Here is a 14,134-nt window from a genome sequence, read left to right as displayed (position 1 = left end):
TTAATCGCACAAAAATAACCTTTTACATAAGCCTTACAAAAACACTTTTGGGTCACTTATTAACGATTTTGAAGATTTGCTAACAATTTTAAATTTAATTAAGAGTGGAATGTATATGAGTTATTTATATTTGCCACCATACAAGGATTTTTAATGAAGTTTAGTTTATTATTAAAAGATCAACAATCTAAGGCTAGAGCAGGCCTAATCAATACTGACCATGGACAAATAGAAACACCAATTTTTATGCCTGTTGGGACTGTTGCTTCAGTAAAGGGAGTACATCAACGAGAACTGAAAAACGATATAAATCCAGATATTATTTTAGGTAATACTTACCATTTATATTTAAGACCTCAGACTTCTATATTAGAGCAGGCTGGAGGTCTTCATAAGTTTATGAATTGGGATAGAAACATTTTAACTGATTCTGGTGGTTATCAAGTGTATTCTCTTTCTGCAAATAGAAAGATTAAGGAGGAGGGTGTAAAATTTAAATCTCATATTGATGGTAGTTATCATATTTTCACTCCAGAAAATGTAATGGAAATTCAACGAAGTATAGGTGCTGATATTATTATGGCGTTCGATGAGTGTACACCTTATCCATGCGACTATAACTATGCAAAGCGATCTATGCATATGACGCATCGTTGGTTAGAACGTTGCCTGACACATCTTAAAAGTACACCATTAAAATACGATTACAGTCAAACATTTTTTCCCATAGTACAAGGAAGTACTTATACAGACTTGAGAAAACAATCTGCTGAATATATAGCAAATGTCGGCGCAGAAGGAAATGCAATTGGAGGTTTATCTGTAGGTGAGCCTGCAGAGGAAATGTATGCAATGACTGAAGTTGTGTGCGATATTTTACCAGAGGATAAGCCTAGATATTTAATGGGTGTTGGCACACCAATCAATATATTAGAAAATATTGCGTTAGGTGTAGATATGTTTGATTGTGTAATGCCAACAAGGAATGCGCGTAACGGAATGCTGTTTACTTCGCATGGTACTATTAATATTAAAAACAAAAAGTGGGAGGATGATTTTTCGCCAATTGATGAAATGGGAATCACTTTTGTTGACCTAGAGTATAGTAAGGCTTATCTAAGACATTTGTTTACAGTAAATGAATTACTAGGTAAGCAAATTGCAACAATTCATAATTTAGGTTTTTATTTGTGGTTGGTGAGAGAGGCAAGAAAACATATTATCGAAGGTGATTTCAGCATCTGGAAAAGTCAAATGGTTAAACAAATGGATAAGCGATTATAAAAGTGAAAATTTTAGATTGGTACATATTGAAACGCTACATTTTTACATTCCTAATGATGCTTTTGTTGTTCATACCTATTGGTATTACAGTGGATTTAGCCGAAAAAATAGGCCGGATTCTAGAAAATAAAGCACCCTTTGGCGATGTCGCCGTGTATTATATGAATTTCACAGTTTATTTTGCTAACTTATTATTTCCACTCTTTTTATTCTTAAGTGTTATCTGGTTTACTTCTAAGCTTGCAAATAACACTGAAATTGTGGCTTTTTTAAGTTCTGGAGTTTCATTTTCTAGATTTTTAAGACCGTATATAATTGGTTCTACTATAGTTGCCACATTTGCATTGTTTTTGGGAATGTATCTGGCACCAATTGCTAGTCAAGGATTTAATGAATTTAAATACAAATACTTAAAAAAGAATAAGCAAATACAAAAAACTAGAGATGTCTATCGTCAGATTAATGACAATGATTACATATACATAAGTAGCTTCTTGCCAAAGCGTAATATTGGAATGAATTTCACCTATGAACATTTCGAAGGCAATGAACTTAAGTATAAAATATTTGCCGATAATATTCGGTATGTTGAAGAAGACTCAAGCTATAGGCTCACAAGTTATGTAAAAAGAAGCTACAATAACGGAGTGGAAACCATTGAAACATCCCGAAGGCAAAACATGAAAATGCCTTTTGAAATTGAAGATCTTGCTCCTGTTGAATATGCTGCAGAAACCAAATCTTATTTTGAGCTACTGAATTTTATTGAGGCGGAGAAAAGACGCGGTTCATCGAATATCGGTAGATACGAAGTTGTAAAACTTAAGAAATGGAGCTTGCCGGTATCAATATTTATACTAACAATTATTGCGGTTGCAGTTTCATCGATCAAAAGAAGGGGAGGTATGGGTGTTAATTTGGCATTTGGTATCGCTATAGCCATGGTATATGTGTTCTTTGATAAGATATTTGGCGTAATGGCGGAGCAATCTAATTTTCCCGCTATTATAGCGGTTTGGTTCCCTAATTTTATATTTGGTATTTTAGCAATATACCTTCTGCAAAATGCCAAACGCTAAATTTAAGAACTACCTTCATTTACATTTTCTGGTTTTCATTGCTGGTTTTACGGCTATACTTGGAGAGCTTATTACTATTGGTTCGCTTCAACTTGTTTGGTATAGAATGGCAATTGCAGGTATACTTATGTTTTTGTTTATAAAACTAGTTAAGTTAAAACTCAGAATTACTAAGAAGTCCTTCCTTTTATTTTCAATTGCTGGTGTTATAATTGCCTTGCATTGGGTTACATTTTTTGAGTCTATTAATCAAGCAAATGTATCAATAGCTTTAGCCATGTTTTCCTCAGGTGCATTTTTTGCTTCATTTATTGAACCCATATTTTTTAAACGTCGCATTTTAGGCTATGAGATTGTCTTTGGTCTATTGGTAGTAGTTGGTGTTTTTCTTATTACCAGTAGCGAAATCAACTATATTAACGGCATTATTCTTGGACTGTTATCTGCGTTGTTTTCTACTTTATTCGCTGTGATAAATGGTCGGTTTATCGAACGTCATAATTCTACTATAATTTCGTTTTATGAGTTTATTAGTGGTGTTGTATTCTTAACCATATTTATACTAGCAACAGGAACAGCCTTTAATAAGCAGTTTTTTGTATTATCATCAATGGATTGGATTTACATTTTTATTTTAGCTTCAGTTTGTACGGCTTATGCATTTATTGGTGCTGTTGAAGTTATGCGCTATATAAGTCCATTTACGGTAATTTTAAGTTATAATCTTGAACCTGTGTATGGTATAGCAATAGCCTTGATATTATTTCCAGAAACCGAAAAAATGTCACCGCAATTTTATATTGGTGCAATTCTAATATTGGTAACGGTATTACTCGATGCGCTCTTTAAAAATTATAAAAGTGGGAGGCAAAAAACAAATAATATTACCAATTAAAGTTTTTATATTTGTACCCTAACTAACTAATAAAACTAATTTCAAATTGTATGGAATACTTAGAGTTTGAATTACCAATAAAAGAATTAGAAGAACAACTCGATAAATGTCAAATTATTGGACAAGAGAGTGATGTTGATGTAACGGAAACCTGCAAGCAAATTGAAAATAAACTTGCAGAAACTAAAAAGGAAATATACAAAAACCTAACAGCTTGGCAACGCGTTCAATTATCACGTCATCCAAATAGACCATATACTTTAGATCATATTAAAGCTTTATGCGGAGAATCTTTTTTAGAACTGCATGGTGATAGAAATGTTAAAGATGATAAGGCGATGATTGGTGGTCTTGGTAAAATTGGAGACCAGTCTTATATGTTTATTGGGCAACAAAAAGGATTTAATACCAAAACAAGACAATATAGAAATTTTGGAATGTCTAATCCAGAAGGATATCGTAAGGCATTGCGTTTAATGAAATCTGCTGAAAAATTCGGTATACCAGTTGTGACTTTAATCGACACTCCTGGTGCGTATCCAGGATTAGAAGCTGAAGAAAGAGGGCAAGGTGAGGCTATTGCAAGAAATATCTTGGAAATGACGCGCTTAAAAGTACCGATCATTACCGTAATAATTGGTGAAGGAGCATCTGGAGGAGCTTTAGGTATAGGCGTAGGAGATAAAGTACTAATGTTAGAAAATACTTGGTATTCTGTAATCTCTCCTGAATCTTGTTCGTCAATTTTATGGAGAAGTTGGGAATATAAGGAGCAAGCAGCAGAAGCTTTAAAACTTACTGCTAAGGATATGAAAAGAATGAAACTTGTAGATCAAATTGTCAAAGAACCGCTAGGTGGTGCTCATACAGATAAAGAGAAAACATTTTTGGCAGTTAAAGATGCTATAGTCAAGTCTTATGAAGAACTTAAAAACTTATCACCAAAGGAATTAGTTAAACAACGTATGGATAAATATGCTGATATGGGAGTCTACAAAGACTAAATTCAGCAAACATAGGCTATAAAGAAAACTGAAGTTTTACACTTCAGTTTTTTTTATACATATTAACAATATTTTTGAGTTATTAACAATGAGATTGTTAACGAAGTGTTGAGATTGACAAATGTTAAATTTACATTTCGTCGATACTATTTGGTTACATTTGTGTAATATGAAGCAACCGAGTCCAATAAAAGGTTTTAAAGTAGATAAAAGTACAATCATAAGTTTAGAAAAAGGTAAAATACCACCTCAAGCTATTGATTTAGAGGAAGTTGTACTTGGCGCTATGATGATTGATAAAAAAGGTGTAGACGAGGTTATTGATATTTTGAGTCCGGATGCCTTTTATAAAGATGCCCATAAATATATTTTTGAAGCTATTTTCAGATTATTTGAAAATAGTGAACCAGTTGATTTATTAACCGTTTCTAGTCAGTTAAAAAAAGATGAAAAACTAGATTTGGTAGGAGGTGATTTTTACCTCATTTCACTTACCCAAAGAGTATCTTCTTCTGCTCATATTGAGTTTCATGCTAGAATAATATTACAGAAATATATTCAGCGAAGTTTGATTAAAATTTCTAGTGAAATTATTGAGGAAGCATATGATGAAACTAAGGATGTTTTTGATCTTTTAGACAATGCAGAAGCTAAGCTATACGAGGTTACGCAGGGTAATGTTAAAAAATCTACCGAAACTGCTCAAAGTTTAGTAATTCAAGCTAAGAAGAAAATTGAAGAGATTTCTAACAAAGAAGGATTAAGTGGTATTCCATCTGGATTTGATAAACTAGATAAACTCACCTCAGGATGGCAACCAAGTGATTTAGTAATTATTGCAGCACGTCCAGGTATGGGTAAAACTGCCTTGACGCTTACAATGGCAAGAAATATTGCCGTTAATAGTAATATACCTGTTGCTTTCTTTTCATTGGAGATGTCTTCGGTTCAGTTAATTACCAGATTAATATCTAGTGAAACAGGATTATCATCAGAAAAATTAAGAACAGGTAAGTTAGAAAAGCACGAATGGGAACAACTTAATGTAAAAGTAAAAACACTTGAGAAAGCTCCATTGTTTATAGATGATACACCGTCATTATCAATTTTTGATTTAAGAGCGAAAGCAAGACGTTTAGCTTCTCAGTATGGCATTAAAATGATCATTATTGATTATTTGCAATTAATGACGGCTGGAGGAAGTCAAAAAGGTGGTAACCGTGAACAGGAAATTTCCACCATATCTAGAAATTTGAAGGCATTAGCAAAAGAACTAGATGTACCAGTGATCGCATTATCACAGCTGTCACGTGCTGTAGAAACTCGTGGTGGAAGTAAAAGACCACTTTTATCAGATTTACGTGAATCTGGTGCCATTGAGCAAGATGCAGATATCGTATCATTTATTTACAGACCAGAATACTATAAAATTGATGAGTGGGATGATGAGGAACGATCTCCTACCGAAGGTCAAGGGGAGCTAATTGTCGCTAAGCACAGAAATGGTGGTTTAGATAATATTAGATTGAAGTTTATCGGACACTTAGGTAAGTTTGATAATCTTGATGATTTTGACACACCTTTCGTCGGCGAGTTTCATTCTAAAATGAACGCGGCCGCAAACGACGATACTTTTAAGCCAGATAATTATCCTTCTGCATCAGATGCATTTGATGGTCCTGAGGATGATGTAGTTCCTTTTTAACAGCGTTTTTAGATTTAATAAGTTATTTAAGATCTATCTTTGTAGACTTACTTTATAATAGTAATGCCTCATGTTAAATCAAAGACGAACAACAAATATTTTGTTGTTGACTATAGCGATACCGCTCATATTTTATTTGCTCAAGATTCTATCGTTTATCTTTATACCTCTTATTTTTTCAATGTTTATCGCATTGTTATTTCTACCATTGATGCGCTGGTTAGGAAGACGAAATGTTCCTAAGTTTATAAGTATAATTATAGTATTACTATTGGTATCTGGTGGCTTAAGACTAGGTGTTGAATTAATACAATTATCTAGTAAAGAAATTCTTGCTACTAAATCAGATTTTTTTCCTAAGGCAGAGGCGAAATTAGCAGATTTACTATTTTACTTAACAGATAATTTTGGAATTGAAATTGGAGAAGATCAAAACATTTTTTCTCAATTTTTTCAGAAGGAAAATATTGGTTCGACTTTTGGTTTTTTAAGAAAGTTCTTGACTACAATTTTAATGACAGCCTTTTTTGTAGTGCTTTGGTTAGCAGAATCGATCAATGTTCATAAACTACTCAATAATACCATTTTAAAGCAAAGATATACTTCTATCAAGGCCTTCATGAAAATTGAAAAAGACTTAATAAAATTTATTAAAGTGAAGTTTTTAGTCAGTGCATTGACTGGTTTATTTACTGGACTAATGTGTGTTTTTTTTGATATTAGCTTCCCTATTTTTTGGGGATTATTTGCGTTTGCTATAAATTTTATTCAAATGGTCGGGTCTTTTATATCAGTCATTTTATTAGCTATTTTTGCGTTTGTGGAATTGGATCCAACAAGTACCTTATTTTTCTTTATTGTTTCAATTTCAATGGTTCAAGTTGTTTTTGGCGCCATACTAGAACCAATTTTTATGGGTAAATCATTCTCCATAAACATTATTGCCGTTTTAGTTATGTTGATGTTATGGGGATTTTTATGGGGAATCCCAGGTTTAATTATGGCAATTCCTATTACCGTTTTTATTAAAATTATATTGGAACAATTTCCAAGTACAAAAGTTATTGCTAGCCTTCTTTCTGGTGATGAAACCAAAGTAGAAAAACTTTAAAACCACCATTTTATACACTGTTTATTTTAAGTATCTTTCTGCTTAAAATTTCTTCTATGGTACATGGTACACATAATGCTCTTGAAGATTCAAGAAATGATAGCATTTTAATATTAATTAATGATGAGTTATTACCCAGAAATGAAGCCAAGATTTCTGTATTTGACAGTGGTTATTTAGTTGGAGATGGTATCTGGGAAGCGTTGAGATTACATGATGGTAAGTTGGTTTTTGCCAAAGATCATTTAAATAGATTATGGCAGTCTGCTAAAACTGTTGGAATGAAACTACCTTTTACCAAAGAAGAATTATTAGAAAAGGTAAGTTATGTGTTATCGGCAAATTCTATGACAGATGGTGTTCATGTCAGAATAATGGTCACACGAGGGATTAAGAAAACACCTTCGCAAGATCCTCGGCTAACAATATCTGGGCCAAATATTGTAATTATACCTGAATTTAAAAAAGCCTCCACTGAATCAAAGAGTAAGGGGATTACATTATTTACTAGTACAATTAGAAGAGGCTCACCAGACTATCTAGATCCACGATTAAATTGCCATAGTAAACTACATGAAGTACAGGCATTAATACAAGCAATAGAAGCTGGAGCAGATGAGGCGTTGATGTTAGATGTCAATGGTTTTGTTTCTACTTGTAATGCAACTAACTTTTTTATGGTAAAAAATAATGAAGTTTGGACCTCTACAAGTAAATATTGCATGAATGGGATAACAAGAACCAAGGTGATTGACGTTTGCCATGCAAATGAAATAAAATGTGTTGAGAAAGATTTTTCCCTATTTGATGTTTATGGTGCTGATGAAGCATTTGTGACTGGAACATTTGGTGGACTAACACCTGTAATAAAAATTGATGGTAGAACTATTGGTAAAGGAGTTTTTGGTGATATGACAAAAAAATTAAGTGAACTATATAATCAGCTAATAAAAAGTGAGGTCAAGAATGGATAATACTAAACGCATTTGTTTATGGTCAGGACCACGCAATATTTCAACTGCCTTAATGTATTCTTTCGCCCAACGTAGCGATACAAAGGTTTTTGATGAACCACTTTATGCTTATTATTTACGACACTATCCAGAGGCTCAAAAATATCATCCAGGTTCTGAAGATATTCTTAGGGTCATGGAAAATGATGGTGGAAAAGTGGTAGCCTCTATATTAACGGCGAGTGAAAAACCTGTTTTGTTTTATAAGCACATGATTCATCATCTCTTAGGATTAGATAAATCATTTATGCATAATACAGTGAACATAATTCTAACTAGAGATCCTTATGAGATGTTACCATCATTTGATAAGGTTATACCAAACCCAATACTAAATGATGTAGGCTATAGGTTACATTTAGATTTATTGAATTTTTTCCGAGAAAATAATATTTCATTTACAGTAATTGACTCTAAGCAAGTCTTGATAGATCCTCAAAAAATATTGAAAAGCTTATGTGGTTTTGCAGGTATTAAATTTGATAAAGCCATGTTGTCGTGGCAACCTCAAAAGCGTTTAGAAGATGGTATATGGGCAAAATATTGGTATAATAGCGTACATAATTCTAGTGGTTTTATTAAATATAAACCCAAGAAAAGCCCTTTCCCTAGTCATCTCATACCGTTATTAAATGAATGCATTCCATATTACAATGAGTTGTTAAAACATGCCCTTTAGCTCTTAAAAGAAACATAAATTTATTAGTTGAGACTAAAAATTAAGTATCTTTCGATATAATCTATGAATATTAAAAGCCTACTCATATTACTATTTACGGCATTCTTTTATAGCAATACCTGGGCATCATATATCTTGATTCCTATGGACGTAGAATCACAAGAAAACCATTTAAAAGCATATGGTGTTACCTATTGGACCTTAGAAAGAGAGCTAAAGGTCAATTGGTTGTTAAATTATAGAGGAGGTTCTTTTTTATTGCCTGATGCTGATATTATTAGACGTGAATGTCAAATAAGAGGTGTATCCTTTGAAGTACTATCAGATATGGAAGCTTCCCAAATTTTAGATGAAATTAGTAGTCCTGCAGTTAATCAAGAAACTGTGGTATTAGAAAAAGCGCCAAAAATAGCTGTATATACGCCATATGGCAAGCAACCATGGGATGATGCCGTAACTATGGTACTGACTTATGCAGAAATTCCTTATGAAACCATTTATGATGAAGAAGTTTTAAAAGATGAATTGTTACTTTATGACTGGCTTCATTTACATCATGAAGATTTTACGGGTCAATATGGCAAGTTTTACAGAACTTATAGATCAGCAGCATGGTATATTAAAGAGAAAAAAGACGCAGAGGAATTAGCAAGGAAACTTGGGTACTCAAAGGTTTCGGAAGCAAAACTTGACGTCGCATTAAAAATTCGAGATTATGTAATAGGTGGTGGCTTTATGTTTGCGATGTGTTCTGCTACAGATAGTTTTGACATAGCTTTATCCGCTGAGAATATTGATATTTGTGAGCCAATGTTTGATGGTGATGGAAGTGATCCTGGTTATCAAAATAAAATTGACTTTACTAAGACCTTTGCATTTAAAGATTATTTGTTAGAGCGTAGTCCAAATGTCTATGAGTTCTCCTCTATAGACATGACCAGGAAACGTCAAATACCTTTTAAAACTGATTATTTTACTTTAATGGAGTATTCTGCAAAATGGGACCCAATTCCGACCATGCTAACTCAAAACCATACAGCTCTTGTAAAAGGATTTATGGGACAGACAACATCTTTTACAAGAGACCAGATAAAATCTAATGTTTTAGTTATGGGTGAGAATAGAACCAATGGGGAAGCTAAGTATATACATGGTATAAAAGGGAAAGGTTTCTTTACATTTTATGGAGGCCATGATCCAGAAGATTATACCCATAGAGTAGGAGACCCAAAGACAGAATTGGACCTTCATCCAACATCGCCAGGCTATAGATTGATTTTGAACAATGTTCTGTTTCCAGCAGCAAAAAAGAAAAAGCAGAAAACATAATCTCTAATTAGCTTGAACACTTTTCAAAAGGAAATACAACTTTCACCTAAACCAAGAGGATTTCATCTTATAACTAATGAAGTTCTAACTCATCTTGAGGAGATTCAGCAAGTAAAAATTGGTACACTCCATTTATTTATTAAACATACTTCAGCAAGTCTTACAATAAATGAAAATGCTGATTTTACGGTAAGAGAAGATTTTGAAACTCACATCAATAAGATGGTCCCAGAAAATATGCCGTATTACAAGCATAATTATGAAGGGTCTGATGATATGCCTGCTCATATAAAGGCGTCATTATTTGGTCATTCAGTTCAAATTCCAATAACAGGTGGCGAATTAAACTTAGGAATCTGGCAAGGAATCTATTTAGGTGAGCATAGAAATCATGGTGGATCAAGACATTTAGTTGTAACCATTTGTGGTTAAAACACAAAAAAACCGACTCATCGAGTCGGTTTTTATTTAAGCGAAATGTTGTTATTAATTTTGGCTGAACGCCCTATTTAACTTTGTTTACTATTGCTTCAAAAGCTTCAGGGTGATTCATAGCTAAATCTGCAAGAACCTTACGATTCAATTCAATGTTATTAGCTTTTAATTTTCCCATAAACTTTGAATAGCTCATCCCATGTTGTCTTGCACCTGCGTTAATACGCATAATCCATAACGCACGGAATGTTCTTTTTTTGTTTCTGCGGTCTCTATACGAATATTGCATCGCTTTATCGACCGCGTTTTTTGCTACTGTCCAAACGTTTTTACGTCTTCCCCAATAGCCTTTTGCTTGCTTAAGAACTTTTTTTCTTCTAGCTCTTTTTGCAACTGAATTTACTGATCTTGGCATTTCATTAATTGTTTTTTGTAGTAGGCGACCATAATTGGTACTTGCTAAATTCTTTTGCCTAACTCCAGGGTTCTACATTTGTTTTAACCGGTTAAAATAATATTACTTTAAACGTAACATTGTTTTAACATTATTCTCGTCAGCCTTGTGTACTAAAGTATCATGGGTTAACGCAAGCTTACGCTTTTTAGATTTTTTTGTCAAAATATGACTCTTAAAAGCGTGCTTTCTTTTAATCTTACCAGTGCCAGTTAGTTTGAAACGTTTCTTAGCACTCGATTTTGTTTTCATTTTAGGCATTTCTCCTAGTTTTAATTACGTTTCGCTTATTATTGTTTTGCTGCACAAACAGCTTTTTTATTTCTTTTTTGGTGCAATGAACATAATCATACGCTTTCCTTCAAGCTTAGGCATCTGTTCAACTTTACCATATTCCTCTAGGTCCTGAGCTAATCTTAACAACAAGATTTGACCTTGTTCTTTAAATACAATAGAACGTCCCTTAAAAAATACAAAAGCCTTAAGTTTAGCACCATCGGTTAAAAATTTGATAGCATGTTTCTTTTTAAACTCGTAATCATGATCGTCAGTTTGTGGACCAAAACGTATTTCTTTAACTACTACCTTACTAGCTTTAGATTTTAAAGCCTTTTCACGTTTCTTTTGTTCGTAAAGAAACTTCTTATAATCCATAACCTTGCATACAGGTGGAGTTGCGTTTGGTGAAATTTCGACCAAGTCAAGCCCTTGTTCATCAGCTATCGTTAAAGCTTGTTTGGTTGAATAAATCCCAACTTCTACATTATCTCCAACCACACGAACTTCTTCTGCTCTAATTTTAGAATTTATGCGATGCTTATCCTCTTGGGCTTCACGTCTATTATAACTCCTTCTGTTTCTTCGTATTGCTATGGCTTATATATTTAAATTAAACTTATTTAAAGGTCCTCAAACTATTTGAGACTTTTTCTTTTACAATTATCACAAAGTCCTCTACACTTATTGTGCCAAGAGCTTCGCCTCCATGCTGACGAACCGTAATAGTTTCATTTATTTCTTCTTGTTCTCCAACAATAATCATGTACGGATATTTATTTATCTCCGCTTCACGAATCTTCTTACCCACAGTTTCGTTTCTGTTATCTGCGAGGGCGCGAATTTCGTCATTTTCCAACAAATTTAAAACTTTTTGTGCGTATTTTTCATATTTCTCGCTTACAGAGAGAATAATAGCTTGTTCTGGCATTAGCCATAAAGGGAAATTACCACCCGTATGCTCAAGTAAAATAGCAACAAATCTTTCCATACTGCCAAATGGTGCTCTGTGAATCATTACTGGTCTATGAAGCTCATTATCAGAACCCTTGTAAGTTAAATCAAACCTTTCCGGTAGGTTGTAATCTACTTGGATAGTTCCTAATTGCCATTTACGCCCAAGAGCATCCTTAACCATGAAATCTAATTTTGGGCCATAGAATGCAGCTTCACCAGTTTCGACCACATAATTGAGGCCTTTATCTTTAGCAGCATTTAATATTGCTTTTTCTGCCTTATCCCAGTTTTCATCACTACCTATATATTTATCTGGATTTTCAGGATCTCTTAAAGAGACCTGTGCTGTGAAATTTTCAAACCCGAGAGATCCGAAAACATATAAGACTAAATCTATAACTTCCTTGAATTCAGCATCTAGTTGGTCAGGTGTGCAGAAAATATGAGCATCATCTTGAGTAAATCCTCTAACTCTAGTTAATCCATGCAATTCTCCACTTTGTTCGTATCTATATACAGTTCCAAATTCAGCATATCTAATAGGTAATTCTTTATAAGAGAATGGTCTGCTATTGTATATTTCACAATGATGCGGGCAATTCATTGGTTTTAATAAGAATTCTTCTCCTTCTGCAGGGGTATTAATTGGTTGAAAACTATCTTCACCATACTTAGCAAAATGGCCAGATGTTACATATAAATCTTTATTGCCAATATGTGGTGTAACTACCATTTCATATCCAGCTTTTTTCTGCGCCGCTTTCAAAAAGTTTTCTAATCGTTCTCGCAGGGCAGCACCTTTGGGCAACCATAGAGGTAATCCTTGACCTACTTTTTGCGAGAAGGTGAATAATTCTAGTTCTTTCCCTAGTTTTCTGTGGTCTCTTTTTTTGGCTTCTTCGAGTAAGTGTAAGTATTCATTTAATTCCTTTTGTTTTGGAAATGATATACCATATACTCGTGTTAATTGTTTTTCATTTTCATCACCTTTATAATATGCACCTGCAACACTTAATATTTTTATTGCTTTTATAATTCCAGTATTTGGGATATGGCCACCGCGACATAAATCCGTGAAAGTTGAATGATCACAGAAACTTATAGTGCCATCTTCAAGATTTTCAATTAATTCTACTTTATATTCATTTTTTCCTTTGTAAAAGTAAAGAGCTTCAGATTTTGAAACACTTCTCATTTTAAAATCGTGTTTCCCTCTCGCTATCTCCAGCATTTTTGCTTCTATTGTATTGAAGTCTTTTTCAGAAATAGTTTCATTGCCAAGGTCTACATCATAATAAAAGCCATTTTCAATTGCCGGTCCAACCCAAAGTTTTATTCGAGGGTATAGCTCTTCCAAAGCTTGTGCAAGAATATGAGCGGAAGAATGCCAAAATGCTTTTTTACCCTCATCTTCCCTCCAAGTGTAGAGAACGAGATTTCCATCTTCACTAAGTGGAGTTGTTATTTCGACAATGGTATCATTAAATTTTGCAGATATGACATTGCGAGCAAATCCTTCACTAATATCTTTAGCTACGTTATGGGGGGTAACATCTTTATAATAGGATCTAACAGAACCATCAGGAAGAGTAATATTAATCATTATGTTAATGTATAATTTTAAGCCTACAAAGATATACCTATATATATAATAGACAAAGTGAAGTATTATTTATTATTTGATGGTTTCTTATTTTATTTGAATAGCTGTAATAGTACTTAGTTATTTTCAGACATTTCAAAAAGTTGTTTAATATCGCCCATTTTTATTGCCAATAAATGGATGTTCTAACACCTTGACGGATAGGTATTTGTTTTGGGCTGGTTTTTTTAAAAAAAAAGGTTGTCAAAGTACTTGTTATATAGTAGAAGGGGTTTATATTTGCGCCCCTTTTGCGTTGCATCTGGTGTTG

14 protein-coding genes are annotated in these 14,134 nt (G+C 33.4%); 10 read left to right on the top strand and 4 right to left on the bottom strand.

Features of this window, described 5'->3' with window-relative positions:
* Positions 1-153 precede the first annotated feature (153 nt).
* The 10 genes from tgt to DUZ96_RS04495 all read left to right on the top strand — a co-directional run bounded on the left by tgt (position 154) and on the right by DUZ96_RS04495 (position 10,531).
* Positions 154-1,284, top strand: coding sequence for a tRNA guanosine(34) transglycosylase Tgt (gene tgt / locus DUZ96_RS04540; RefSeq protein WP_114300776.1), 1,131 nt, complete (start codon positions 154-156; stop codon positions 1,282-1,284).
* A gap of 56 nt (positions 1,285-1,340) precedes the next feature.
* Positions 1,341-2,363, top strand: coding sequence for an LptF/LptG family permease (locus DUZ96_RS04535; RefSeq protein ID WP_409010763.1), 1,023 nt, complete (start codon positions 1,341-1,343; stop codon positions 2,361-2,363).
* The gene (locus DUZ96_RS04530; protein ID WP_114300774.1) at positions 2,350-3,258 is read left to right on the top strand and encodes a DMT family transporter; all 909 of its coding nucleotides are present in this window, start codon (positions 2,350-2,352) and stop codon (positions 3,256-3,258) included. Before DUZ96_RS04535 ends, DUZ96_RS04530 begins: the two co-directional genes overlap by 14 nt.
* A 50-nt stretch (positions 3,259-3,308) precedes the next feature.
* On the top strand, positions 3,309-4,262 hold the full coding sequence (locus DUZ96_RS04525) for an acetyl-CoA carboxylase carboxyltransferase subunit alpha (protein WP_114300773.1): 954 nt from the start codon (positions 3,309-3,311) through the stop codon (positions 4,260-4,262).
* Positions 4,263-4,431: 169 nt separating this feature from the next.
* A complete protein-coding gene (dnaB, locus tag DUZ96_RS04520; protein ID WP_114300772.1) occupies positions 4,432-5,967 on the top strand; it encodes a replicative DNA helicase in 1,536 nt (511 codons plus the stop codon).
* A 70-nt stretch (positions 5,968-6,037) separates the two neighbouring features.
* A complete protein-coding gene (locus DUZ96_RS04515) occupies positions 6,038-7,078 on the top strand; it encodes an AI-2E family transporter (RefSeq protein ID WP_114300771.1) in 1,041 nt (346 codons plus the stop codon).
* Between the two features lie 56 nt (positions 7,079-7,134).
* Positions 7,135-8,052 carry an aminotransferase class IV gene (locus DUZ96_RS04510; RefSeq protein WP_114300770.1) on the top strand — a complete coding sequence of 306 codons (918 nt, stop codon included), beginning with the start codon at positions 7,135-7,137 and terminating at the stop codon, positions 8,050-8,052.
* A complete protein-coding gene (locus DUZ96_RS04505; protein ID WP_220222689.1) occupies positions 8,045-8,770 on the top strand; it encodes a sulfotransferase family protein in 726 nt (241 codons plus the stop codon). Before DUZ96_RS04510 ends, DUZ96_RS04505 begins: the two co-directional genes overlap by 8 nt.
* A gap of 144 nt (positions 8,771-8,914) precedes the next feature.
* Positions 8,915-10,099, top strand: a complete 1,185-nt coding sequence (locus DUZ96_RS04500; RefSeq protein WP_114300769.1) for an asparagine synthetase B — start codon at positions 8,915-8,917, stop codon at positions 10,097-10,099.
* Between the two features lie 12 nt (positions 10,100-10,111).
* On the top strand, positions 10,112-10,531 hold the full coding sequence (locus tag DUZ96_RS04495; RefSeq protein WP_114300768.1) for a secondary thiamine-phosphate synthase enzyme YjbQ: 420 nt from the start codon (positions 10,112-10,114) through the stop codon (positions 10,529-10,531).
* A gap of 73 nt (positions 10,532-10,604) precedes the next feature.
* On the opposite strand, the gene rplT is transcribed toward DUZ96_RS04495, so the two are convergent.
* The 4 genes from rplT to thrS all read right to left on the bottom strand — a co-directional run bounded on the left by rplT (position 10,605) and on the right by thrS (position 13,824).
* A complete protein-coding gene (gene rplT / locus DUZ96_RS04490) occupies positions 10,605-10,949 on the bottom strand; it encodes a 50S ribosomal protein L20 (protein ID WP_073081329.1) in 345 nt (114 codons plus the stop codon).
* Between the two features lie 102 nt (positions 10,950-11,051).
* Positions 11,052-11,249, bottom strand: a complete 198-nt coding sequence (gene rpmI / locus DUZ96_RS04485; RefSeq protein ID WP_034040729.1) for a 50S ribosomal protein L35 — start codon at positions 11,247-11,249, stop codon at positions 11,052-11,054.
* Positions 11,250-11,306: 57 nt separating this feature from the next.
* Positions 11,307-11,855, bottom strand: a complete 549-nt coding sequence (infC, locus tag DUZ96_RS04480; RefSeq protein WP_114300767.1) for a translation initiation factor IF-3 — start codon at positions 11,853-11,855, stop codon at positions 11,307-11,309.
* A 28-nt stretch (positions 11,856-11,883) separates the two neighbouring features.
* Positions 11,884-13,824, bottom strand: a complete 1,941-nt coding sequence (gene thrS, locus DUZ96_RS04475; protein ID WP_114300766.1) for a threonine--tRNA ligase — start codon at positions 13,822-13,824, stop codon at positions 11,884-11,886.
* Positions 13,825-14,134: the final 310 nt, after the last annotated feature.

The sequence above is a fragment of the Winogradskyella sp. KYW1333 genome, from assembly GCF_003335675.1.
Taxonomy (GTDB): domain Bacteria; phylum Bacteroidota; class Bacteroidia; order Flavobacteriales; family Flavobacteriaceae; genus Winogradskyella.
Note: the sequence above shows the minus strand (reverse complement) of the source record. Positions and strands in the feature narration are given on the sequence as shown.